Annotated in this window: 25 protein-coding genes; 5 read left to right on the top strand and 20 right to left on the bottom strand. The window is 52.4% G+C overall.

Annotated features, from left to right (window positions below; all coding sequences use genetic code 11):
• Positions 1 to 64 precede the first annotated feature (64 nt).
• The 7 genes from acpP to yceD all read right to left on the bottom strand — a co-directional run bounded on the left by acpP (position 65) and on the right by yceD (position 4,933).
• Complete coding sequence (gene acpP, locus HV346_RS08480) at positions 65 to 301, bottom strand: acyl carrier protein (RefSeq protein ID WP_003857954.1); 237 nt, start codon at positions 299 to 301, stop codon at positions 65 to 67.
• A 154-nt stretch (positions 302 to 455) separates the two neighbouring features.
• Positions 456 to 1,190 carry a 3-oxoacyl-ACP reductase FabG gene (gene fabG / locus HV346_RS08475; protein WP_181623070.1) on the bottom strand — a complete coding sequence of 245 codons (735 nt, stop codon included), beginning with the start codon at positions 1,188 to 1,190 and terminating at the stop codon, positions 456 to 458.
• Positions 1,191 to 1,202: 12 nt separating this feature from the next.
• Positions 1,203 to 2,132, bottom strand: a complete 930-nt coding sequence (fabD, locus tag HV346_RS08470) for an ACP S-malonyltransferase (RefSeq protein WP_181623069.1) — start codon at positions 2,130 to 2,132, stop codon at positions 1,203 to 1,205.
• A 15-nt stretch (positions 2,133 to 2,147) separates the two neighbouring features.
• The gene (locus tag HV346_RS08465) at positions 2,148 to 3,101 is read right to left on the bottom strand and encodes a beta-ketoacyl-ACP synthase III (protein ID WP_181623068.1); all 954 of its coding nucleotides are present in this window, start codon (positions 3,099 to 3,101) and stop codon (positions 2,148 to 2,150) included.
• A gap of 6 nt (positions 3,102 to 3,107) precedes the next feature.
• Entirely contained in the window at positions 3,108 to 4,142 is a 1,035-nt protein-coding gene (gene plsX, locus HV346_RS08460; protein WP_181623067.1) for a phosphate acyltransferase PlsX, read from the bottom strand.
• Between the two features lie 79 nt (positions 4,143 to 4,221).
• Positions 4,222 to 4,395, bottom strand: coding sequence for a 50S ribosomal protein L32 (gene rpmF, locus HV346_RS08455; protein WP_003857964.1), 174 nt, complete (start codon positions 4,393 to 4,395; stop codon positions 4,222 to 4,224).
• A gap of 16 nt (positions 4,396 to 4,411) precedes the next feature.
• Positions 4,412 to 4,933, bottom strand: a complete 522-nt coding sequence (yceD, locus tag HV346_RS08450; protein ID WP_181623066.1) for a 23S rRNA accumulation protein YceD — start codon at positions 4,931 to 4,933, stop codon at positions 4,412 to 4,414.
• A gap of 140 nt (positions 4,934 to 5,073) precedes the next feature.
• Between yceD and HV346_RS08445 the strand changes: the two genes are divergently transcribed.
• Positions 5,074 to 5,658 carry a nucleoside triphosphate pyrophosphatase gene (locus tag HV346_RS08445; protein ID WP_181623065.1) on the top strand — a complete coding sequence of 195 codons (585 nt, stop codon included), beginning with the start codon at positions 5,074 to 5,076 and terminating at the stop codon, positions 5,656 to 5,658.
• Between the two features lie 27 nt (positions 5,659 to 5,685).
• On the opposite strand, the gene rluC is transcribed toward HV346_RS08445, so the two are convergent.
• On the bottom strand, positions 5,686 to 6,639 hold the full coding sequence (rluC, locus tag HV346_RS08440; RefSeq protein ID WP_181623064.1) for a 23S rRNA pseudouridine(955/2504/2580) synthase RluC: 954 nt from the start codon (positions 6,637 to 6,639) through the stop codon (positions 5,686 to 5,688).
• A 571-nt stretch (positions 6,640 to 7,210) separates the two neighbouring features.
• On the opposite strand from rluC, the gene rne reads away from it, so the two are divergent.
• Positions 7,211 to 10,321 carry a ribonuclease E gene (rne, locus tag HV346_RS08435; RefSeq protein WP_181623063.1) on the top strand — a complete coding sequence of 1,037 codons (3,111 nt, stop codon included), beginning with the start codon at positions 7,211 to 7,213 and terminating at the stop codon, positions 10,319 to 10,321.
• Between the two features lie 46 nt (positions 10,322 to 10,367).
• On the opposite strand, the gene HV346_RS08430 is transcribed toward rne, so the two are convergent.
• A complete protein-coding gene (locus HV346_RS08430; protein ID WP_181623062.1) occupies positions 10,368 to 11,306 on the bottom strand; it encodes a LysR family transcriptional regulator in 939 nt (312 codons plus the stop codon).
• 116 nt (positions 11,307 to 11,422) lie between these two features.
• Between HV346_RS08430 and HV346_RS08425 the strand changes: the two genes are divergently transcribed.
• Entirely contained in the window at positions 11,423 to 12,640 is a 1,218-nt protein-coding gene (locus HV346_RS08425; RefSeq protein ID WP_181623061.1) for an MFS transporter, read from the top strand.
• 80 nt (positions 12,641 to 12,720) lie between these two features.
• Here the strand turns inward: HV346_RS08425 and flgL are convergent, their stop codons facing one another.
• From flgL to flgB, 11 genes are all read right to left on the bottom strand, one after another.
• Positions 12,721 to 13,674 (bottom strand): flagellar hook-associated protein FlgL, encoded by a 954-nt coding sequence (flgL, locus tag HV346_RS08420; RefSeq protein WP_181623060.1) that lies wholly within the window; start codon positions 13,672 to 13,674, stop codon positions 12,721 to 12,723.
• A gap of 14 nt (positions 13,675 to 13,688) precedes the next feature.
• On the bottom strand, positions 13,689 to 15,329 hold the full coding sequence (gene flgK / locus HV346_RS08415) for a flagellar hook-associated protein FlgK (RefSeq protein ID WP_181623059.1): 1,641 nt from the start codon (positions 15,327 to 15,329) through the stop codon (positions 13,689 to 13,691).
• A gap of 75 nt (positions 15,330 to 15,404) precedes the next feature.
• A complete protein-coding gene (gene flgJ / locus HV346_RS08410) occupies positions 15,405 to 16,358 on the bottom strand; it encodes a flagellar assembly peptidoglycan hydrolase FlgJ (protein WP_181623058.1) in 954 nt (317 codons plus the stop codon).
• Entirely contained in the window at positions 16,358 to 17,455 is a 1,098-nt protein-coding gene (locus tag HV346_RS08405; protein WP_181623057.1) for a flagellar basal body P-ring protein FlgI, read from the bottom strand. The genes flgJ and HV346_RS08405 overlap by 1 nt, the downstream gene beginning before the upstream one ends.
• A gap of 12 nt (positions 17,456 to 17,467) precedes the next feature.
• Positions 17,468 to 18,166 (bottom strand): flagellar basal body L-ring protein FlgH, encoded by a 699-nt coding sequence (flgH, locus tag HV346_RS08400; protein WP_181623056.1) that lies wholly within the window; start codon positions 18,164 to 18,166, stop codon positions 17,468 to 17,470.
• Between the two features lie 57 nt (positions 18,167 to 18,223).
• Positions 18,224 to 19,006 (bottom strand): flagellar basal-body rod protein FlgG, encoded by a 783-nt coding sequence (gene flgG / locus HV346_RS08395; protein WP_008500810.1) that lies wholly within the window; start codon positions 19,004 to 19,006, stop codon positions 18,224 to 18,226.
• Between the two features lie 11 nt (positions 19,007 to 19,017).
• On the bottom strand, positions 19,018 to 19,773 hold the full coding sequence (locus tag HV346_RS08390; protein WP_181623055.1) for a flagellar basal body rod protein FlgF: 756 nt from the start codon (positions 19,771 to 19,773) through the stop codon (positions 19,018 to 19,020).
• A gap of 20 nt (positions 19,774 to 19,793) precedes the next feature.
• Positions 19,794 to 21,044 (bottom strand): flagellar hook protein FlgE, encoded by a 1,251-nt coding sequence (flgE, locus tag HV346_RS08385; RefSeq protein WP_181623054.1) that lies wholly within the window; start codon positions 21,042 to 21,044, stop codon positions 19,794 to 19,796.
• A 26-nt stretch (positions 21,045 to 21,070) separates the two neighbouring features.
• The gene (flgD, locus tag HV346_RS08380) at positions 21,071 to 21,772 is read right to left on the bottom strand and encodes a flagellar hook assembly protein FlgD (RefSeq protein ID WP_181623053.1); all 702 of its coding nucleotides are present in this window, start codon (positions 21,770 to 21,772) and stop codon (positions 21,071 to 21,073) included.
• A gap of 11 nt (positions 21,773 to 21,783) precedes the next feature.
• Positions 21,784 to 22,188, bottom strand: coding sequence for a flagellar basal body rod protein FlgC (flgC, locus tag HV346_RS08375; RefSeq protein WP_181623052.1), 405 nt, complete (start codon positions 22,186 to 22,188; stop codon positions 21,784 to 21,786).
• Positions 22,189 to 22,191: 3 nt separating this feature from the next.
• Positions 22,192 to 22,608 (bottom strand): flagellar basal body rod protein FlgB, encoded by a 417-nt coding sequence (gene flgB, locus HV346_RS08370; RefSeq protein WP_181623051.1) that lies wholly within the window; start codon positions 22,606 to 22,608, stop codon positions 22,192 to 22,194.
• A gap of 157 nt (positions 22,609 to 22,765) precedes the next feature.
• Between flgB and flgA the strand changes: the two genes are divergently transcribed.
• A complete protein-coding gene (gene flgA / locus HV346_RS08365; protein WP_181623050.1) occupies positions 22,766 to 23,425 on the top strand; it encodes a flagellar basal body P-ring formation chaperone FlgA in 660 nt (219 codons plus the stop codon).
• 93 nt (positions 23,426 to 23,518) lie between these two features.
• Positions 23,519 to 23,812 carry a flagellar biosynthesis anti-sigma factor FlgM gene (flgM, locus tag HV346_RS08360; protein ID WP_181623049.1) on the top strand — a complete coding sequence of 98 codons (294 nt, stop codon included), beginning with the start codon at positions 23,519 to 23,521 and terminating at the stop codon, positions 23,810 to 23,812.
• Positions 23,813 to 23,815 lie beyond the last annotated feature (3 nt).

The raw sequence follows: 23,815 nt of genomic DNA, 5'->3' as shown, positions 1-23,815 counted from the left end.
AGAGATTTGTGGGTCTAAAAAAGATAAAACTCAGGCGGTCGAATGACCGCCTGGAGATGTTCACTTACGCCTGGTGACCGTTGATGTAATCAATGGCAGCCTGAACGGTGGTGATTTTCTCAGCTTCTTCGTCCGGAATCTCAGTATCAAACTCTTCTTCCAGAGCCATTACCAGCTCAACGGTGTCAAGAGAATCTGCGCCCAGGTCTTCAACGAAGGAAGCGGAGTTCACAACTTCTTCCTGCTTAACGCCCAGCTGTTCGCCGATAATTTTCTTAACGCGTTCTTCGATAGTGCTCATACTCTTAAATTTCCTATCAAAACTCGCTTTCGCGATGGTTTTCGTAGTGTATAAAATGTTGAAAAATTTGCAACTAAATCCCGGCAGGTCTTACCACGATTTTACGTTATTTTGAGGCCATTCGCCCTAATAACGCAAATATTTTTCATCGTGGTTAAACCATGTACATCCCGCCGTTGACGTGGAGAGTCTCACCAGTGATGTAACTCGCCTCGTCAGAGGCTAAAAATGCAACCGCGCTGGCAATTTCTTTTGGATCGCCTAAACGACCCGCAGGAACTGCTGCCAGCGTACCCGCACGCTGCTCATCAGTCAGCGCACGCGTCATGTCCGTTTCAATAAAACCCGGAGCAACAACGTTTACAGTAATACCGCGGGACGCGACTTCACGTGCCAACGATTTACTGAAACCGATCAGACCTGCTTTCGCCGCAGCGTAGTTAGCCTGACCAGCATTTCCCATGGTACCAACCACGGAACCAACAGTGATAATACGGCCATGACGCTTTTTCATCATAGCGCGCATTACCGCTTTTGACAGACGGAAAACAGATGACAGGTTGGTTTCGATAATATCGTTCCACTCATCATCTTTCATTCGCATCAGCAGGTTGTCGCGAGTGATACCGGCATTATTTACCAGAATATCGACTTCGCCAAACTCTGCACGAATATTTCCCAGAACAGATTCGATAGATGCAGGATCGGTCACATTCAGTACCAGACCTTTACCATTTGCACCAAGATACTCACTGATGGCCTGAGCGCCATTCTCGCTGGTTGCTGTACCAATCACTTTCGCGCCACGCGCAACCAGTGTTTCAGCAATTGCACGCCCGATACCACGGCTTGCGCCGGTAACCAGTGCGATTTTTCCTTCAAAACTCATGGTATTCCTCTTTTATTGCGAGAGTGCCGCTGACATCGCTTCCGGCTCGTTAATCGCCGAGGCAGTCAGGGTGTCAACAATACGTTTTGTCAGACCGGTGAGGACTTTACCAGGACCAACTTCATACAGATGTTCAACGCCTTGCGAAGCCATAAACTCAACGGTTTTCGTCCACTGTACAGGGCTGTAAAGCTGGCGAATCAGTGCATTACGGATAGCTTCCGGTGCAGTTTCGCATTTAACATCAACGTTGTTCACAACAGAGATTACCGGGGCATTAAACGTAATTTTTTCCAGTTCAACCGCCAGTTTATCTGCTGCAGGCTTCATCAATGCGCAGTGAGATGGCACACTTACCGGCAGCGGCAGCGCGCGTTTTGCACCAGCTGCTTTACAGGCAGCACCGGCACGCTCAACCGCTTCTTTATGACCGGCGATAACCACCTGCCCAGGAGAGTTGAAGTTTACCGGTGAAACCACCTGACCTTCCGCCGATTCTTCGCATGCTTTCGCAATAGCGGCATCATCCAGGCCAATAATCGCTGACATTCCGCCCGTACCTTCCGGCACAGCTTCCTGCATGAATTTACCGCGCATTTCGACCAGGCGAACAGCATCCGCAAATGCAATCACTCCAGCACATACCAGAGCAGAGTACTCACCCAGGCTGTGACCAGCAAGCAGAGCAGGCGCTTTGCCACCCTGCTGTTGCCACACATGCCACAGTGCAAATGATGCGGTCAGCAATGCAGGCTGTGTCTGCCAGGTTTTGTTCAGTTCTTCAGCCGGGCCCTGTTGCGTCAGTGCCCAAAGATCGTAGCCCAGCGCATCGGACGCTTCACGGAACGTCTCTTCAATTACCGGATAGGTCGCCGCCATATCAGACAGCATACCCATAGCCTGAGAACCCTGACCTGGGAACACAAAAGCAAATTGCGTCATCTTTTTATCCTTATACTAGAAACGAACCAGCGCGGAACCCCAGGTGAAACCGCCACCAAAGGCCTCAAGCAAGACAAGTTGACCGCGTTTGATTCGTCCATCACGTACCGCCTCATCAAACGCACAAGGTACTGATGCCGCAGAAGTATTACCGTGACGATCTAAAGTCACAACAACGTTGTCCATCGACATACCCAGTTTTTTGGCCGTTGCGCTAATGATACGCAGATTCGCCTGATGCGGTACAAGCCAGTCGAGCGCAGTGCGTTCGAGATTGTTTACTTCCAGCGTTTCGTCAACGATGTGCGCCAATTCAGTCACTGCCACTTTAAACACTTCATTACCTGCCATTGTCAGGTAAATCGAGTTGTCCGGATTCACGCGATCCGCGTTAGGCAGCGTCAACAGCTCGCCGTAGCTACCGTCAGCATGTAAATGCGTGGAGATGATACCAGGCTCTTCTGACTGCCCGAGCAGCACAGCGCCAGCACCATCACCAAAAATAATAATTGTCCCGCGATCTTCTGGATTGCAGGTACGTGCCAGAACATCAGCACCGATAACCAGCGCATACTTCACTGCGCCAGATTTCACATACTGATCGGCAATGCTTAGTGCATAGGTAAACCCTGCACAAGCAGCGGCAACATCGAATGCCGGGCAGCCCTTAATGCCAAGCATATTTTGAACCTGGCATGCCGCACTTGGAAACGCATGAGTCGCGGAGGTGGTAGCTACCACAATCAAACCGATCTGTTCTTTATCGATGCCAGCCATTTCGAGTGCGCGCTGTGCGGCCTCATAGCCCATGGTAGCAACCGTTTCATCTGGCGCGGCGATACGGCGTTCACGGATACCTGTGCGTGAGACAATCCACTCGTCAGACGTATCTACCATTTTTTCCAGGTCGGCGTTAGTTCGCACTTGTTTTGGCAGATAACTGCCGGTACCTATAATCTTCGTATACATGTACGCTCAGTCACTTTTTGCTAATACAGATTCCAGGCGAGCGGCAATCCGCTGTGGGACTTGTCGCTGCACCGCCTGCACTGCCTGTTCAATCGCGACAGAAAATGCTCGCTGATTGGCAGCACCGTGACTTTTAATCACAATGCCGCGCAATCCTAACAGACAGGCGCCATTATACTGGTCGGGGTTGAGGTGACTGAATCGCCGCGTCAGGCTTTTTTGTAACCAACGCTTCAAAATAATCAGCCACCAGGACCTTTTTTTCCCTTCGCCCTGCGATTTAAGCAGCGAGAGGAACATTCTTACGACCCCTTCCATGGTTTTCAGGGTTACATTTCCGGTAAAGCCATCACACACCAGCACATCAGTTTTTCCCGTCAGCAACTCGTTAGCTTCGAGATAACCAATATAGTTGATAGAAGGAACCTGTTTGAGTAATTCAGCAGCATCGCGAATGCTGTCCAGGCCTTTTGTCTCTTCTTCACCGATATTCAGTAACGCCACACGGGGATTATTGATTCCGAGTACATCTTCAGCCAGCACTGAGCCCATTACGGCAAACTGCGCCAGCATTGTACTATCACAATCGACGTTTGCACCCAGATCAAGCACCACCGTTTTGCCCTTTTGCTGGTGCGGCAGTACCGTCACCAGCGCCGGACGCTCAATCCCCTCGATGGGTTTGAGCAGTAATTTTGCAAGTCCCATCAGCGCACCGGTATTTCCCGCGCTGACGCAAGCCTGCGCTCGCCCTTCTTTCACCAGCTCCAGCGCAACTCGCATAGAACTACCACGGCTATTGCGAATAGCCTGTGATGGTCGTGCATCACTGGCAATAACTGACTGCGCAGGAATTATCTGCAGACGAGAACGTTGTTCGAAGTCAGCTTTTGCAAGTAATGGCGTGATGGTGTCGGGATTACCGACTAAAAGAAGTGTGAGTTGCGAATTAGAATTCAGTGCCTGCAATGCTGCAGGCACTGTCACGGATGGGCCAAAATCTCCCCCCATGACATCTAACGCCAGGGTTAGACGTGTCAAGGTATCTTCGCTGCCCGGTTTGGTGATTCCCCGCTTGCGCGGGGAAATCCTCACTAAGCCTCATCACGCTTGCGCGTGATTACTTAGTGATAACCTTGCGGCCGCGGTAGAAACCGTCAGCAGTGATGTGGTGACGCAGGTGTTTCTCACCAGAAGTCTTGTCTACAGACAGGCTGGTAACTGCAGTCAGCGCGTCATGGGAACGACGCATGCCACGTTTGGAACGGGTTGGTTTATTCTGTTGTACGGCCATGGACCTTACTCCTCAATTACTTACGCTTTAAGCTGGCTAATACGGCAAATGGGTTTGGTTTTTGCGCTTCATCAGGCAATTCCCCAAAGACCATGTCCGCCTCGGACACTTCACAGTGTTCAGAATCATGCACCGGAACTACTGGCAAGGTGAGGATGATTTCATCTTCGACCAAAGCAAGCAGATCGACTTCACCGAATTCGTTAACCTCAATCGGCTCATACGCTTCCGGGAGTGCTTCAGCCTGTTCATCAGAACGAACCGGACTGAAACAATATGTTGTGTGAACATGTTGTACAAACGGTTTCCCGCAACGCTGACACTCGAGCGTTACCGTCACCTTTGCATCGCCGGTCAAAACGGCAAGGCGCTGGTTATCGATAGCAAACGACATGCTACATTCTACATCACTGTCCACACTGACTACAGATTCGGCAATACGTTCAGCCTGATCGGAAGTATAGATACCTTCGTAATCAAGGCGTTTTTGAGCCGTACGAACCGGATCAAGAGTCAGGGGTAATTTTACCTTTTGCATAGGGCGCGCATATTAACTTTGTAACGTCATATAGTCAAAGAAAAAGGCAACCTGGGCTGCCTTTTGCCAATTATTCGCACACATTGCGGCCAGTAGTTTAAAATGGCTGGCATCGATACGCTATATCTGGTGATAAAAATATGCCAAATCTCGTTCTCGCCTCGACATCACCCTACCGCCGAATGCTGCTGGAAAAGCTCGGGATCCCATTTGAATGCGCAGCGCCGACTGTAGATGAGACGCCACAACCAGGAGAATCACCACGTCATCTGGTCACTCGTCTGGCTCAGGAAAAAGCACAATCACTGGCCGCTCGTTATCCCGCACATCTGATTATAGGTTCAGATCAGGTTTGTGTACTGGAGGGTGAAATCACCGGAAAACCTCATACTGAAGAAAACGCGTGCCGGCAGCTCATGAGCGCACGCGGCAATATTGTTACCTTTTATACCGGGCTTGCACTGTATAACTCTGCATCCGGGCATTTACAGACCGAGTGCGAACCTTTCGATGTACACTTTCGCCATCTCAGCGAGCAAGAGATTATCGACTATGTGCGTCGGGAACGTCCACTGAACTGTGCTGGCAGCTTTAAAAGCGAAGGCCTGGGAATTGCGCTCTTTGAAAAACTGGACGGCCGTGACCCAAACACGCTTGTCGGGCTTCCACTAATTGCCCTGTGCCAGATGTTGCGCCGCGAGCACTTCAATCCGCTGACGGCATAAAAAAACCGGCTACAGCCGGTTTCTTTATCACATTGCGTTTCTCAAAACCTTAAGGCAACGCTTCAGTTGTTCATCCATTGGCGCTTCAATACGCATCACCTCACCCGTTCCCGGATGGGTAAACTTCAGCGCTGCGGCATGCAGGAACAGACGTGATAACCCCGTCCCGGCGAGTTGCTTATCGAACTCACGGTCGCCGTAGCGATCGTCGAATGCGATAGGATGTCCGGCATGTTGCGTATGGACACGGATCTGGTGTGTGCGACCCGTGACCGGGCTACAGCGTACCAGCGTGGCAAATTCATAACGCTCTTCTACTTTGAAACGCGTTTCTGAGGGTTTGCCTTCCTGGCTTACACGCACAATGCGCTCGCCGCTTTGCAGAATATTTTTCAGCAAAGGAGCCTGAACTACTTTGACATGGGATTGCCACTGACCACGGACCAGTGCCAGATAATCTTTCTGCATCCCCTTCTCGCGTAATTGCTCGTGGAGCGAGCGCAAAGCAGAACGCTTTTTCGCCACCAGAAGAACACCAGACGTATCACGATCCAGGCGATGCACTAACTCCAGGAAGCGCGCCTCTGGTCGTAATGCCCGCAGTCCCTCAATGACACCGAAACTTAGGCCGCTACCGCCGTGTACTGCTGTACCGGAAGGTTTGTTCAACACCAGAATATGATCGTCCTCATAGAGGATCACATCACTCAGGGCCGCGACTTTCTGCAACTTAGGTGAAACCACTTCCTCTTCACGCTCCGCAACGCGGACAGGAGGGATACGCACTTCATCGCCGGCTTCTAGCTTGTACTCAGGCTTCACGCGCTTTTTGTTCACCCGAACTTCGCCTTTACGCAAGATACGATAAATCATGCTTTTCGGCACACCCTTTAATTGAGTGCGCAAAAAATTGTCGATTCGTTGCCCTGCGTAGTCATCCGCGATGGCAATTATTTTTACCGATGGAGTCTCTGTTTTCATGGTTGGCGATTCTAAATATCGTCAGCCATTAGCGCCACTCATTTTTCTATGCTTATATTTACTTTTATCCGGCCCGCTTCCCTTTCACGCAATCGATTTGGTGGTTATTAAACCAATCACCGCTTTGAAGTGGAGAAACTGTGAGTAACCGGGTGATAATTGGTAAAAGTCATCTTGCTATAACCCGGCGAGCAGTGGAATAATGAGGCTGTTTTCCGTGTTAAATCCTGGTTAAGTAAGGATGTCGACGGAATGACCAATTTTGTCTGACCGATCATCCACGCAGCAATGGCGTAAGACGTATTGATCTTTCAGACAGTTAGCGGGCTGCGGGTTGCAGTACTTCCCGGTAAATGGAATATTCTCTGGAGAGTTTTACCCAGGCTGTTCCCCTGATAATTGCGCTGTATTTCCCTATGAAATACAGGCAACCGACACTCTGCGCCTCTTAAGCGAGCGACAACCGTGAGGTTGGCGACGTGAACAGTCACGAGGCCATCGGTTCATACCCCGGAAAGCGTCACCTTGCCCGCAGCTTTGTCGTCAATGTAAGAATAATGAGTAAGTTACGATGAAAAGAATGTTAATCAACGCAACTCAGCAAGAAGAGTTGCGTGTCGCCCTTGTGGATGGGCAGCGTCTGTACGATCTGGATATTGAAAGTCCTGGACACGAACAGAAAAAAGCGAACATTTACAAAGGCAAAATCACCCGCATTGAACCCAGCCTTGAAGCCGCATTCGTTGATTATGGTGCTGAGCGTCACGGTTTCCTTCCTCTTAAAGAAATTGCCCGCGAATACTTCCCTGCCAACTATAACTCCCATGGTCGCCCGAACATTAAAGACGTTCTGCGTGAAGGCCAGGAAGTCATCGTTCAGATCGATAAAGAAGAACGCGGCAACAAAGGCGCTGCGCTGACCACCTTTATCAGCCTGGCAGGTAGTTACCTGGTTCTGATGCCAAACAACCCGCGCGCGGGTGGTATCTCCCGTCGCATCGAAGGCGACGATCGCACTGAACTGAAAGAAGCGCTGGCAAGCCTCGAATTGCCAGATGGTATGGGTCTTATCGTTCGTACTGCGGGCGTGGGTAAATCTGCAGAAGCGCTGCAGTGGGACCTAAGCTTCCGCCTGAAGCATTGGGAAGCTATCCAGAAAGCGGCTGATAGCCGCCCTGCACCATTCCTGATTCACCAGGAGAGCAACGTTATTGTACGTGCTTTCCGTGACTACCTGCGTCAGGACATTGGTGAAATTTTAATTGATAACCCGAAAGTGCTTGAGCTGGCTCGCCAGCACATTGCGGCATTGGGGCGCCCAGATTTCACCAGCAAAATTAAGCTCTACACCGGTGAGATTCCGCTGTTCAGCCACTATCAGATCGAATCTCAGATCGAGTCTGCCTTCCAGCGTGAAGTGCGTCTGCCGTCAGGCGGTTCCATCGTTATCGACTCCACGGAGGCGCTGACCGCTATCGACATCAACTCCGCACGTGCTACTCGCGGCGGAGATATCGAAGAAACGGCCTTCAATACAAACCTTGAAGCTGCCGATGAGATTGCCCGCCAGTTACGCCTGCGTGACCTCGGTGGCCTGATCGTTATCGACTTCATCGATATGACGCCGGTACGCCACCAGCGTGCGGTAGAAAACCGTCTGCGTGAAGCGGTACGCCAGGACCGTGCACGTATCCAGATTAGCCATATTTCTCGTTTTGGCCTGCTGGAAATGTCGCGTCAGCGACTCAGCCCGTCACTGGGTGAGTCAAGCCACCATGTGTGCCCACGCTGTAGCGGTACGGGTACAGTGCGTGATAACGAATCGTTGTCTCTCTCTATTCTGCGTCTGATTGAAGAAGAAGCATTAAAAGAGAACACCAAAGAGGTTCATGCGATTGTGCCTGTGCCTATCGCGTCCTACCTTCTCAACGAAAAACGTGATGCAGTTAGCGCTGTAGAATCACGTCAGGGTGGTGTTCGTTGCATCATCGTGCCAAACGATCAGATGGAAACGCCACACTACTCCGTGCTGCGTGTCCGCAAAGGTGAAGAGACCACTACACTTAGCTACCTGCTGCCTAAGCTTCATGAAGAAGCAATGGCTCTGCCTGCAGATGAAGAACCCGCTGAGCGCAAACTGCCTGAGCAGCCAGCGTTAGCCACTTTCATCATGCCTGAAGCACCGCCAGAACCTGTGCAGGAAAAAACCGTGGCACAACCTGCCACGCAGAAACCTGCGGCGGCAGCGAAAGCATCGTCAACTGAACCTGGTCTGCTGGGTCGTTTCTTCGGCGCACTGAAAAAAATGTTTGCAGGCGAAGAAGTTCAGCCGGAACAGCCGAAAGTCGAGCCAAAAGAAGAGAAACAAGAACGTCCGCAGGATCGTCGTAAACGACAAAATAATCGTCGCGACCGTAATGATCGCAACGATCGTAATGAGCGCCGTGATAATCGTTCTGACAACAACGAAGGCCGCGAACCGCGCGAAGACAACCGTCGTAACCGCCGCGAGAAACCACAGCAAAATGTGGAAGATCGTGAAATTCGCCAGCAGGCGGGTGATGAGCCGGAAAAAGCCAAACAACGTGACGAGCAGCAGCAACCTCGCCGCGAGCGCAACCGTCGTCGCAACGATGAGAAGCGTCAGGCGCAGCAGGAAGTTAAAGCACTTAACCGTGAAGAACCTGTTGAGCAACCGGAAGCGGAACAGGAAGAGCGAGCACAGGTTGTTATGCCACGCCGTAAACAGCGCCAACTGTCGCAGAAGGTGCGCATCGGTGGTGAGCAAGCGGAAAATACCTCTGTGGTCACCGATGAGCCGAAAGCGGATATCGTGCCGAACACGCAACTGGCAAAAGTTGATCTGCCAGCCGTTGTCGACAACAGCACCGAACACGATGAAAACAGTGAGGGCCGTGATAACGCCGGTATGCCTCGCCGCTCCCGTCGTTCCCCACGCCATCTGCGCGTAAGCGGCCAGCGTCGTCGTCGTTACCGTGATGAGCGTTATCCGACTCAGTCCCCAATGCCACTTACCGTAGCCTGTATGTCTCCGGAAATGGCTTCAGGTAAAGTCTGGATCCGCTATCCGGTTACACGCCCACAGGACCAGCAGACCGAAGAGCGCGTCGCTAGCGAAGAGGCATTTGCTCCTGTCGAAACAGCACACGAGGTGGTGACTGAAGCCGCTGCCGTTATTGAGTCGCAGACTATTGTGGCTGAGCCACAAGTTGCTGAAGTGGAAACTGCGCATCCTGAAGTGATTACTGCACCGGTTGATGCCGAACCGCAGATCGTTCCTGAAGCAGAAACCGTGGTTGCCGAACAGGTTACTGAAGAGGCTGAACCTGCTGCACCTGCAGCTGTTGTCACCGAAGACGTTGTGGTTGAGGAAACGCCAATAGCGGTTGAAACCGCCCTTGAGCCGGTAAAAGCCATTGAAGTGGCTGAAGTTAGTGTTCCAGAAGTAAATGCTGAGCCGGTCGTTCATGTCACCGAACAAGCTCACGTTGCTTCTGCGCCAATGACTCGCGCACCTGCCCCGGAATACGTTCCGGAAGCGCCACGTCAAAGCGACTGGGTTCGCCCGGAGTTTAACTTCGAAGGTAAAGGTTCCGCTGGTGGTCACAGTGCTACGCACCAGGCCACAGCTCCTGCAACCCGCCCACAGCCTGTTGAATAAACAGAGGTAAGATCTAAAAAGCCGACCTCCGGGTCGGCTTTTTTATTTACGCTGGCTTCACAGGCGTTCTCATTCCCGCAATTTCTGGCATCACCAGCCTCATCATGTCAAGAAACCGCCGCAATCTTGCCGGGTAGTACCGGGACCACGGATAAACCAGATGAACGGGCAATGCTTTCGGCTGCCAGTCAGGCAACAGATGAACCAGCCGCCCTTCCCGAATATCGTCGTCAACAATCCAGCTTGAGACAACCGCCACACCCAGCCCCGTCAGCACCGTATTACGTGCAACATACAAGCTGTCGGTACTCAGACGTGGCGTAATGGCAATTCGGGTAGGCTGTGGCGACATGCCGTCAAAGAGTTCGATGTGTTGCTGGTAGAAAGTATTGATGGCAATCCAGGGAAGACGCGCGAGATCGTCTGGCGTCCGTACCGCTGGAAACTGGGCTAAAAGCGCCGGTGATGCCACCACACTTCGGGGAACTTCCGCCAGCAATACGGAAACGGTAGCGGGGTCAATGTCAGCCCCAACACGGATCGCGCAATCAAGATTGTCGCTCAGAAAGTCTACCGACTTATCGTTCAGCATCCACTCAACGATTAGCTGCGGATACCGCTGCAAGAACTGTGTTAAGGGGTTAAGGAGCTGCTCCTGGCCGAATGCATGTGGCACACGAACCCGTAAAACCCCAACAGGCTCATCTTCGGTCTGTCCAACTTCATCTTCCAGCGCCAGCCAGCTATCAATCACTCGTCTGGCATGCTGATAACAGCGCTCGCCGTCATCGGTGAGCTTTGTGGCATGGGTTGTGCGAAGCAACAATTTTACACCCAATAGTGTCTCCAGCGACTGCAGACGTCGGCTCACCGTAGCCTGTGTTGTCTCGAGCTGCCTTGCTGCCGCAGAGAGTGAACCCGTTTCAACAATGCGAACGAATGTTCGCATTAATTCCACTCTATCTATACGCTCAGATCGTTTCATATTGTTAATGGTTATACGTATAACGTATAACGTATAAGTGTTTTACCACCGGGCACTCTACCACCGCAAGGCGCAGTACTGAAAAATAGCCTCACACCATGACTGAGGAACGTCTTATGAAAACAAATACTGCCACCCATGCCGCGAGTCGCTGGGTTATTTTTATGCTGGCTCTTGGGGCTGGCTTTAGCGTGGCGTCGATTTATTACGCGCAACCGCTGTTACCCCTGATGGGTTCCGGCCTTCATTTGAGCATTGAAGGCATGGGGATGGTCCCCACTCTGACACAAGCAGGTTATGCACTGGGCATACTCTTTCTTCTGCCTCTGGGTGACCGCCACGATCGCAGAACGCTAATCCTGCTTAAGAGCGCCGCGCTGGCACTCTTCCTGTTGGGCTGTAGCCTGGCCGGGCAATTGCACACGTTATTACTGACAAGCCTGCTGATCGGGATGGCTGCAACAATGGCCCAGGATATTGTTCCAGCCGCTGCAATCCTTGCGCCAGAAGGAAAGCAAGGCAAAACCGTAGGTACTGTTATGACGGGCCTGCTACTGGGTATTTTACTGTCCAGAACCGTCAGCGGTGTGGTAGGCGAAGCCTTCGACTGGCGAGTGATGTATCAGTTGGCTGCAGCGAGCATTACCTTCATCGGCGTCGTGATGTGGGCTGTCCTTCCCCGTTTTGCGATCCACTCGACGCTGAGTTATCCGGCGTTAATGCGCTCAATGGAACATCTGTGGCGTCGCTACCCGGCATTGCGTCGTGCGGCACTGGCTCAGGGTTTTCTCTCGATTGCCTTCAGCGCATTCTGGTCGACGCTCGCCGTTATGCTGCTTGAGCGTTACCAGTTGGGCAGTGCTGTAGCAGGCGGATTTGGTATCGCGGGGGCAGCAGGTGCGTTAGCAGCTCCGTTGGCAGGTGGTCTGGCAGACAAACTGGGCGCAGGAAAAGTCACGCAACTCGGTGCGGCGTTGGTAACACTCTCCTTTGCCGCAATGTTCCTGATGCCAGCTCTGGGTGTTCACGGGCAACTGATTCTGATCTCCCTCTCCGCCGTCGGCTTTGACCTCGGTCTGCAATCAAGCCTCGTCGCACATCAGAACCTGGTCTACAGCCTCGAACCACAAGCTCGGGGTCGCCTGAACGCATTGCTGTTTACCGTGGTGTTTATTGGAATGGCCCTGGGCTCCGCTTTAGGCAGCAACATTTACAGCGTTGCTGGCTGGTCAGGCGTGGTGGCACTGGCTACCGTCTGTGGCGCAATCGCCCTTGCTATTCGATTTATTGAAAATGCGCGAGTAGCAGCCTCTGTGCAGACTCCGTCACTGTAAAAAAAATGCCCAATCCAGAAACCCGGATTGGGCAGCAAAAACATGTCCAGTTTCAAGACATGTTCTAAGAGGTCTGAATGTTATTTATTAAGCTGGAACAGAGACATACCCTGCATGTCACTGAACGCTTTATACGATGCCTGCAATGCAGCCTGCTGCATGGTGTAAGACGAAATAGCCGAGTTCCAGTCAACATCAACCAGGTCACTCATCTGCTTAGTCTGTCCCAGTGCCCGATCGTCACCCAGCGTATCGAGTTGACTCAGTTCATTCATCTTTGTACCAATGTCTGCACGAACCGTCAGAACGTTCTCCAGCGCATTATGCAAACCGCGATTAGCCACACTCATATTGGCACTTTCAATCTCAGCCTGAGCCTGATTGCCTTCAACCGGAGTGTTCAACGAGGTGATCACATTATCCAGGATCTTGAAGAGGTTCTTTTCCGGTGTAGCACCACCAGGTTCTGGGGTTGCGTTGCTGGTAAAGCTGGCAAAAACCTCAGTTCCGGTATGGCTAATCTGCATGGTACGTGCCGCATCAACCTGCTGGCTAATTGCCGTGCTTCCGCCATTGTAGTCACCGGTTGCCTGGTCAAAAGCAGCCGCTTCAGTGTTATAGCCCGCAAAGATATAACGACCATTTCCATCGGTGCTGTTTGCAAGGTTCATCAATTGATCGCGCAACCCTTTCAGGTCGGTCGCCAGAGAAGCACGGTCATTATCACTTAAGGTTCCATTGGAACCGTTAACGACTTTCTCCTGCGCGCTCTGGATGGCCTGTGTCACCTGGGTTAACACGCTCTCTTCCAGAGAGACTTTCTGCGAGGCGAAAGTACGGGCAAGCGCAAACTGGCTATTCTGAGTTTGTGCCTGAGACAGAACCACAGCCTGTGAGGCCGCAATGGGGTCATCCGAAGGGCGGTTAACACGCTTGCCCGTCGACATTTGCTCGCCATAACCCAACCACTTGCTCTGGGAATCAGTGATCCCCCGCATGTTCTGCTCATACATCATCTGGGTGCTAATACGCATTGTTCACCTCAGCCTTAGCGAATGTTGATTATCGCGTCAAACAACGTACTCGCTGTCTGCAGCACCTGAGCGTTTGCCAGATAATACTGTTGATAGCGCTGCAGGTTACCGTACTCTTCATCAAGGTTAACCCCGGAGATGGACTGCTGCTGGTTGCTCAGTTGCGTCACCACGTTTGCTTTAGTTGCGCTACTCGTCTTCAGTGAAGACGTTGTACTTCCCACGGTACTGACCAGCGACGCATAGGCATCGTTGAAGGTTTTATTCCCGCCCACAATCTTGCTGTTCTGTAAATCCAGCATCTTCTGGCCATTGCGGTTGTCACTGTCACCGCCGCCGCTTACCGATGCCATTGCCAGTTTGGATTCATCGCTAATCGCCAAATCCATATTCACGATAACGTCGACAACTGGTTTTACGGTGAAGCTGTCTTTCGTGTTTGCTGTCCCGGTGACATTAACAGTAAGACCATCAAACGTCATGTTGCCGCTGCCATCGGGCGTTGCCGTAAAGCTTGTTTTGTCAGCAGTACGAGTAACGGTCCAGTTTGTTCCGTTAAATTCCAGCTTATAGTCTGTGGCCTGCACTTTACTACTGGTAGCAACAGAGGCAGTGACCGCAGCAGTTCCCCCATTCTTGCTGTTGCTCAGCACCGCTGGAGAACCGAAATCAAATAATTTACCGCCTGCCACACCGCTTGCATCGAACCCAGCTTCATGCTGAGTGTTCATTGCGTCAGCAAAAGCGAGAGCCATCTGGTTGAGGTTGTTACGTGCTTTATCCAGATCTTCTGAACGGAACGTTAACAATCCGCCTAATGAGCCAGTGGTCAACTGTTTCTCAGGGATCTCAACATTTCCCGATGCCTGGTCAACAAAAGCAACAGTTGTGCGTGAAGGGTCTGCACTGGATGGAACAGCCGCAAGCTGACCTGCGGTGCTTCCCTGAACGAGGCTATAGCCATTCGCCAGGGCAATGTTCATTGTGCCACTATCCTGAACAGACACTTCCACACCAACAATCTGGTTCAACTCGTTCACTAGTTGATCGCGTTGATCGAGCAAATTGTTCGGCGATGCGCCCGCACCCACGCCGGTCAGACGAGAAATCTGATCGTTCAGGTTTGCGATCTGCTTAGCGTAGTTGTTGATCTGATCAACACTGGTAGAAATCGCGGTATTAACCTGTTTATCCTGGTCACGCAGGTACTGGTCATTCACCTTGAACTGGTTTACCAGCCCATCCGCTTTGCCCAGTACAGTCTGACGCGCCGCAGGATCTTCGGCATTACTCACCAGCGTTTGCAGGCTGGTAAAGAAACTCTGCAAAGTGGTCGACAGCGAATTTGTGGTATCAGAAAGAACGTCGTCAATTTTCGACATCTGCTGATAGCGTGTCGTCAGGCCACTGCTCTGCGTTTGTGCTGCACGCAGTTGGTTAGTAATGAATGAATCATATTCACGCTGCACACCGGAGACATACACCCCGTTGCCTACCCAACCACCACCGGTCAATGTGCTGTTTGATGCGGTCAGCACTGTACTTTGGCGGGTATAGCCTGCCACGTTATAGCTTGAAATATTATTACTGACGGTATTCAGTGCAGCCTGTGCGGCACTGAGGCCACTCATGGCGCTGTTAATCAAACTGGACATGGGGGTTCCTTTTATACTTTCAGACACGAGTCCTGATGAAGGTTATCGGCAGCCTCCATCGGGACTTGAGAACTTTCAGAACAGATTTTCAATATCTGTGCTATAGGCTTTGCTGACTTTCTCGCCCATCGATTTCAATTGCTGGATCATGCTGGTCAGCTTACGCGCATAGTTAGGATCGGTTGCATATCCGGCATTTTGCAGCGCTTGCGCGCCCTGCTCTGGCGTTGCCGCCTGAGTCACTGCGGTATAACGCGGATTTCGGCTAAGCAGGCCAACATAGTCCGAGAGCGCTTCAAGGTAAGAGCTGTATACGCGGAATTTGGCTTTGACCTTAACAGCAGCACCGTTTTCATATTCAGTGGTGGTAATTTCTGTCGTCGGCCCTTTCCAGCCTGAAGAAGCCTTCACGCCAAAAATGTTAAAGCTTGGCTCGCCGTTTTCCTTACGAATTTGCCGCTGACCCCAGCCAGACTCGAGCGCCGCCTGGGCCAGAATAAGGTGATGCGGCACGCCACTCTGTTCACTGGCCAGACGTGCAGGCAAGGAAAGCTGCGCCAGGAAGTCTTTGCTGTCTCCAGAGAGCGGCTCATCACTTCCCCCGGAAGTCTTCGGCATTGCTTTACGCACCATTTGCGTCAACGCCTGGTTCTGATAACTGGTCACCGTTTCCAGATCGAACTTCATCGGCACTTGCTGAGGCTGGTCCTCTGGCTGTACACCTTGTGCGGCAGCAGTCTGCCTCACAATCATGTCAGCCAGACCCAGGCCTTTACCGGCGGTCATCTGCTGTGCAATCTGCTGGTCGTACATGCTGGTGTACAGTCGCGTTGAATCACTGCTGAAAATCCCGTCTTTTGGCAGGGCTTCACGCATGCTTTTCAACATCATCTGTACAAACATCCCTTCAACCTGGCGGGCAACCGGGCGGATATTCGCTGCCGGGTCTTTACCTGCTTTCGTTTTCAGGTCATTGAGCGACTGGGCATCCCAGGCGGCACTGGTCAGCAGTTTGCTATCAGTCAGCATTAGATGATTTCCAGTTTGGCACGCAGACAGCCTGCACTTTGCATGGACTGCAGAATGGACATCAGATCCATCGGCGTTGCACCCAGCGCGTTAAGTGCGCGCACTACGCTGTTCAGGTTGGCACTGGAGCGTACACTTTGAAGTGACCCTCCACTCTGGCGCAAATCAATCTGCGTTTGCGGAGTAACAACCGTCTGACCACCACCAAATGGCGTATTCGGCTGGCTCACGTTGGCCGAGCGGTTCACCGTCACAGAGAGATTACCCTGTGCCACAGCACAACTGTCCAGCGTCACTTCACGGTTCATGACTACCGATCCGGTACGGGAGTTGATAACGATTTTAGCGTCCTGCGGTGTGACATTAACTTCCATATTCTGGATATCTGCCAGCAGGCGAACCTGATTACTGCCACCGCTGGAGACACGAATTTGAACAGTACGCGCATCCAGCGCTGTCGCACTCCCGTAGCCACGGCCACGGTTGATGGTGTCGGCAATCTGTTGTGCCAGCGTAAAGTCGTCGTCGTTCAGCTGTAAATTAATGGTGTTGCCCGTCCCAAACTGAGTCGGCAATTCACGCTCAATGATTGCACCGTTGGTGATACGCCCGCCATTCAACTGGTTTACCTGAACGCTGCTGCCTCCCGCTGATGCACCTGCACCACCAACCAGAATGTTACCCTGAGCCAGTGCATACACCTGACTATCGACACCTTTCAGTGGCGTCATCAACAACGTACCACCACGCAGGCTTTTGGCGTTACCCATAGAGGAAACCACCACATCGATGGTTTGCCCCTGGCGTGAAAATGCCGGGTAAGAGGCCGTCACCATAACTGCCGCCACGTTTTTTAACTGCATATTGGTCCCGGCCGGTACGGTAATACCTAACTGGGAGAGCATGTTATTTAAACTCTGTGTCGTAAAAGGCGTTTGAGTCGTCTGGTCACCTGTACCATCCAGACCGACCACAAGGCCATAGCCAATTAAGGAGTTTTCTCGCACGCCTTGTACACTGGTGAGATCGCGAATGCGCTCAGCCTGGGCGAAGGTCGCCACCAGGGCCAGCACCACTGCGAAGAGGGATTTAAACATAGGTCACCTCGATTACATCGGCGATAAATTAAGGAAGAAACGTTGCAGCCAGCCCATATTTTGCGCTTCGTTGATATAGCCGTTACCGACGTATTCAATGCGCGCATCCGCCACCTGAGTGGACGGAACGGTATTGCTGCCACTGATGGTGCGAGGGTTAACCACACCAGAGAAGCGGATGAACTCAGTACCCTGGTTGATGGCGATCTGTTTTTCACCCACAACGTGTAAATTGCCGTTAACCAGCACCTGGTCAACCGTTACCGTCAGCGTGCCGCTAAAGGTATTGCTGGCGTTCGCCCCACCTTTACCATTAAAGGTATTGCCGCCAGAAGCATCAACATCAGCACGCGCATTACCAAACAGCCCTTGCAGGTAACGCGGAACAGTGTCGAAACCGAAATTCGTTTTGCCATCGCGGCTGGCATTCGCAGACGAGCTTTTGCTCGCACTGACGTTTTCCTGCAGCACAATGGTCAATGTATCGCCGACATTACGTGGACGACGGTCTTCAAACAGCGGTTGATAGCCATAATTAATCGGCTGCGCGGTCTGGAAAATTGAGCCGTTCACAACAGGCGAAGGACCTGGAACGGGTTGGGCGGTAGTCGCACCCTGCACCAAAGGTTTCGACGGGATCAAGGCACAGCCACTCAGAGCCACAGCCAGGACAGTCACTATAGGATAACGAAACGCCGCGTTTTTTTGCATTGCCTTCATCTTCGAAAACAGGGAGCCGGCGCGGCACTTACCGCACCGGACTCCACCTTAGAGTTGCGTCAGTTTTTGCAGCATCTGGTCAGTCGTCGACACTGCTTTACTGTTAATTTCATACGCGCGCTGGACCTGGATCATGTTCACCAGCTCTTCTGCAACGTTTACGTTAGAGGTTTCTACATACCCCTGATACAGAAGGCCTGCACCGTTAAGACCTGGGGTACTTTCGTTCGGCGTGCCGGAGGATTGCGTTTCGGTATAAAGGTTCTCACCAATGCTTTCCAGACCCGTATCGTTCATGAAGGTTGTCAGGTTAAGCTGTCCTACCTGTACTGGTGCGGCCTGACCTTGCTGCGTCACACTCACCACGCCATCACGCCCAATGGTGATACTCAGGGCATTAGCCGGGATCGTGATCGCAGGCTGAACCTGGAAGCCACCCGCCGTGACCAACTGACCATTCTGGTCCACCTGGAAAGAGCCATCACGGGTATAGGCTGAGGTTCCATCAGGTAACTGAACCTGGAAGAACCCCTGACCTTTAATCGCCACGTCTTTGCTGTTATTGGTCTGTGACAGGTTGCCCTGGCTGTGCAGACGTTCGGTCGCAACCGGGCGAACACCTGTACCAATCTGCAAACCGGACGGCAGCGTCGTTTGCTCAGAAGACTGCGCACCCGGCTGACGAATGGTCTGGTAAAGCAAATCTTCGAAAACGGCGCGCTGACGTTTAAAACCATTGGTGCTAACGTTCGCCAGGTTGTTGGCGATAACATCCATATTGGTTTGCTGTGCGTCCAGGCCGGTTTTCGCGATCCATAAAGAGCTGATCATAAGAAGTCCTGTTAACTCATAGCCAGTAGTTGGTTAGCTTTGCTCGCGTTTTCATCCACGCTGCTGATAACCTTCATCTGCATTTCAAAACGACGTGCGCTGGCGATCATATCGGTCATCGCTTCAACCGGTTTGACGTTACTGCCTTCCAACACACCCGACATCACGCGAATGCTCGGATCGGCCTGTAAAGCGGGCCCACGTGCTGCCTGTGCTGTCGCGGTAAGACGGAACATGCCGTCATCACCACGCTGCACTTCTTTACCATCGGCTTTTACCAGCTTCAGACGCCCAACTGGCGCAACGGTATTTGCCGGGTCACCCGGGTTTAATGCCGAGATGGTCCCGTCCGCCGCGATGGTCAGCTCAGATCCTTCCGGCACGGTGAGCGGTCCAGCTTCACCAATCACCGGGTGTCCCTGAATCGTTAACCGGCCGGTCGCATCCACCTGGATATTACCGTTTCGGGTATAGCCTTCGCTGCCATCAGCTGTTTGCACGGCCAGCCAGCCATCCTGTTGCAGAGCAACGTCCAGCGGGCGTGAGGTGTAATCCATCTGGCCTGGCGTCATGTCAGCACCAGGCGTGGAGGCAGTCACCAGCGTACGCGTCGGTAATGACAGCCCTTCTACCGGCACGGCGCGCAGCGCATTAAGCTGAGCGCGAAAGCCAGGTGTAGAGGCATTCGCCAGGTTACTGGCGGTAACCGCCTGCTGATTGAGCGTCTGGCTTGCCGCGCCCATCGCTGTATATATTGCGTGATCCATTGCGCTTTCCTGTCAGCCGCTTAACGCAGGTTAACCAGCGTGTTGAGGATCTGATCCTGGGTTTTGATCGTCTGCGCATTCGACTGATAGTTACGTTGCGCGACAATCATGTTCACCAGCTCTTTACTCAGATCGACGTTAGACGCTTCCAGCGCACCGTTTGTCAGTGTGCCGAAATTACCCGTACCAGCTGTCCCTAACAGTGCGACGCCTGAGGACTGAGTGGCAGACCAGACGTTATCGCCTTCCGATTGCAGACCTTCGTTGTTCGCAAAGTTCGCCAGCACGATCTGGCCCAGAACCTGTTTCTGCTCGTTCGAGTAGTTACCGACAACAGTACCGTCGTCGTTGATCTGGTAGCTCACCAAATCACCGGGTTTGTAACCATTCTGAGTAGTACTGACGACGTTGTTCGCGCCCGTGTTCTGCTGCATAGAGTTCAGGAAACTCAGGGAGAACGTTGCTGGCGTCGCGCCACTGAGCGCATCCGTCGTAATGTTAATCGCTGGGTTTGCGTTCGGTGTACCACTCAGCACGCCAGCTGCATCGTAGTTATAGATCCCGTTCAGATTGCCGCTGGTATCAAAGCTCATCTGTGCCGCTTTGGTTGTCGCGGCATTCGCGACACTGCCGTCCTGGGTGTAAAGATCCCATTTGTTGTTTGCTGTTTTGACATAGTAAACATACATGTTGTGGGCATTACCCTGGCTGTCGAATACCGTCACAGTCCCTTTTTTGTTGTAGCTATCCGAGTTTGTCGGATCAAAGGCCGCTGTAGGAATCGTATCCGTGGAGTTCAGGTTGATCTGCTGAGTCGCCGTGGTGGTCGACTTAGCTGCCATCAGGGTATTCGGGATATTGATCGCCTGTGGGTTCGCACCGGTCTGAACGGATGGAGGCGTCCCCGCAACCGGATAACCGGTCAGCTGCAGGCCCTGCATGTTCACCAGGTTACGGTTTTCGTCCAGCTTGAACTGGCCGTTACGGCTGTAAAACACAGAGCCGTTGCTATCAACCATACGGAAGAAACCGTTCTGGCTGATGGCAACGTCCAGGCCACGACCGGTATTGGTGGTCGTACCGTCGGTGAAGTCCTGAGTGATGCCAGCGACTTTAACGCCCAGGCCAACTTTGGAACCGGCAAACATATCTGCAAAAGAGGCAGAACCGGATTTAAAACCATAGGTCGCGGAGTTGGCGATGTTGTTGCCAATGACATCCAGGTTGGTGGCCGCAGCATTCAGGCCGCTGACCGCTTGAGAAAAGGCCATGACTTACTCCTGATAAGTGTTAAGGCTTAGATAATCTGCCGAACTTCGTCGAGTGTGGTAGTACCTGAAGTACCCAAATCCAGTTTGTTACCATCACTGCCTTTAATCACCCCCTGAACAAGGGCAAATTGCAGTGGCTGAGCGGTCAACTGAGTTGTTCCGGAACTGGCGTTGATGGCCACTTTGTACGAACCGTTTGGTGCGGTAGTCCCATCCGTCAGGCTGCCATCCCAGGTAAAGGTATGAACACCGGCTTTCAGTTCACCGATATCAATCGTACGCACAACGTTGCCACCGGAGTCGGTGATCGTTGCCGTCACTTTGTCGGCTGCCTGCTGCAGCTCAATGCCAAATGGTGTTGTTGATGTGGTGGTGGTTCCGTCTGTCGTGCTCGACCCCGCCAAAATGGTTGTACCCGGGATCATGACACCGTGACCAATCAGGCTCGCAGCCTGCAGTGACTGGCTGCTGTCGATTTGACCAGAAACTGACCCCAGCGTGGTGTTGAGTTTTTCAATGCCACTCACCGTACTGATCTGCGCAAGCTGCGTAGTCAGTTCGTTATTCTGCATCGGGTTTGTCGGGTCCTGGTTCTTCAACTGCGCGACCAGCAGCGTCAAGAAGCTGCTTTGCAGGTCGGATGCGCTGTTTCCCGTCAGAGAAGTGGAACTGGTTGAACTCGTTGCAGTCGAGTTCGTCGTATCATTCACTTTTACAGCGATGGACATGCGTGTCTCCTTTACTGGCCGAGAGTGAGCGTTTTGAGCATCATGCTCTTCACGGTATTAAGCACTTCGACGTTTGCCTGGTAGCTGCGAGACGCAGACATGGAGTTAACCATTTCGCCCACCACATCCACGTTTGGCATTTTTACGTAACCGCTGGCATCTGCCAGAGGGTTACCTGGTTCGTAAACCAGCTTGTCTGGTGCCTGGCTTTCTACCACTTCAGAGACTTTCACGCCGCCCGTCGCTGCACCCGGTGCAGCATCGACCTGAAAGACGACCTGTTTCGCACGATAAGGCTGCCCATCAGGTCCGGTTACGCTGTCGGCGTTAGCCAGGTTACTGGCGGCAACGTTCAGACGTTTAGACTGTGCCGTTAGCGCCGAACCGGCGATATCAAAAATATTCAGCAAGGCCATTTACTAGTTGCCCCCCTGCAGGACGCTCATCATGCCTTTGATTTGTCCACCGAGTAGGGTCAGTCCTGTCTGATATTTCAGGCTGTTATCGGCAAACTGTGTACGTTCCCGGTCCATATCAACGGTGTTGCCGTCGAGGGAAGGCTGGTCGGGAATGCGATAAAGTAAGTCAGTCGTTGGCGCAGTCATCGCCTGAGCGGGAATATGGCGTGAGGATGTCAATGCAAGTGCAACCCCCGTACCTTCGGCACGTCCACGCTCCATCACTTTTTTTAGCTCACTGGAAAAATCAATATCGCGCGCCTGAAACCCTGGGGTATCCGCGTTAGCGATGTTGGCGGCCAAAATCTCCTGCCGCTGGGCACGTAAATTGAGCGCTTCCTGCTGAAAACGTAACGCGGCGTCGAGTTTATCGAGCATGTCTCCTCCGCTGATGGCAAAATTTCAGCTCACAGCTTAAATCTCAACCCGTGTCCCTTATCGACGGAATAAGCACAAAATGCGTCGCTATTTATTGCGTTGATGAGAAACCACTGCAGGTAGAATCGTCCCAACTCTGGAAACGGTGGAACGTGCGATGTGGACATTAAAAAGCGGCCTGGCGGCAACCTTATTGCTTTTAAGCCCCCTGGTGCAGGCTGATAATCTGAGCGATCAACTGACCGCTTTTTTCACCCAGCAACTGGCTGGCTTCAGCGATGACGTATCCGTCACCGTCCGGACACCCACGAATCTTCTGCCTTCATGCGAGCAACCCTCTTTCAGTGTCACCGGCAGTGCAAAGCTGTGGGGAAATCTGAATGTGCTTGCGCGTTGCGCCAATGAGAAGCGCTATTTACAGGTTACCGTACAGGCCACGGGTAATTATGTTGTGGCGGCATCCCCGATTGCGCGCGGTAGCGTACTTCAGGCGGATAGCGTCACACTGAAGCGGGGGCGGCTGGACCAGCTTCCGCCACGAACCATGCTCGATATCAGCCAGGCGCAGGACTCCGTCAGCCTGCGTGATATGGCGCCAGGACAGCCAATTCAGCTCTCCATGTTGCGCCAGGCATGGCGGGTAAAAGCGGGTCAACGGGTGATGGTTGTTGCTAACGGAGATGGGTTTAGTGTCAACAGTGAAGGGCAGGCGCTAAACAACGCTGCCGTTGCCCAAAACGCCAGGGTCAGGATGTCCTCAGGCCAGGTGGTGAGCGGAACCGTCGGTTCTGATGGGAATATTCTGATTAACCTATAATCTTTTTAAAGATTTCGCGGCGGCTGCCGATAAATATTGCACTAATGATAATATCTGGCGCAAACGCCGCGAACCCTCGATGAGGACAACACCATGAGCATTGATCGTACATCGGCCCTAAAACCGGTTAGCACTGTACAACCTCGCGAAACGAATGACGCTGCACCGCAAAAAACGCGTCTGGAAAAAACATCGACGGCCAACAGCACCAGCGTGACGCTGAGCGATGCGCAGGCGAAACTGATGCAACCAGGCAGCAGCGATATCAACATGGAACGTGTTGAAACGCTGAAAACGGCAATCCGTAACGGCGAACTGAAAATGGACACCAGCAAAATCGCTGACGCGCTGATTCAGGAAGCTCAGAGTTTCTTACAGAGTAATTAACCC

The sequence above is a fragment of the Enterobacter sp. RHBSTW-00994 genome (assembly GCF_013782625.1).
Classification (GTDB): Bacteria; Pseudomonadota; Gammaproteobacteria; order Enterobacterales; family Enterobacteriaceae; genus Enterobacter.
This window is presented reverse-complemented; position numbering and strand designations above follow the sequence as displayed.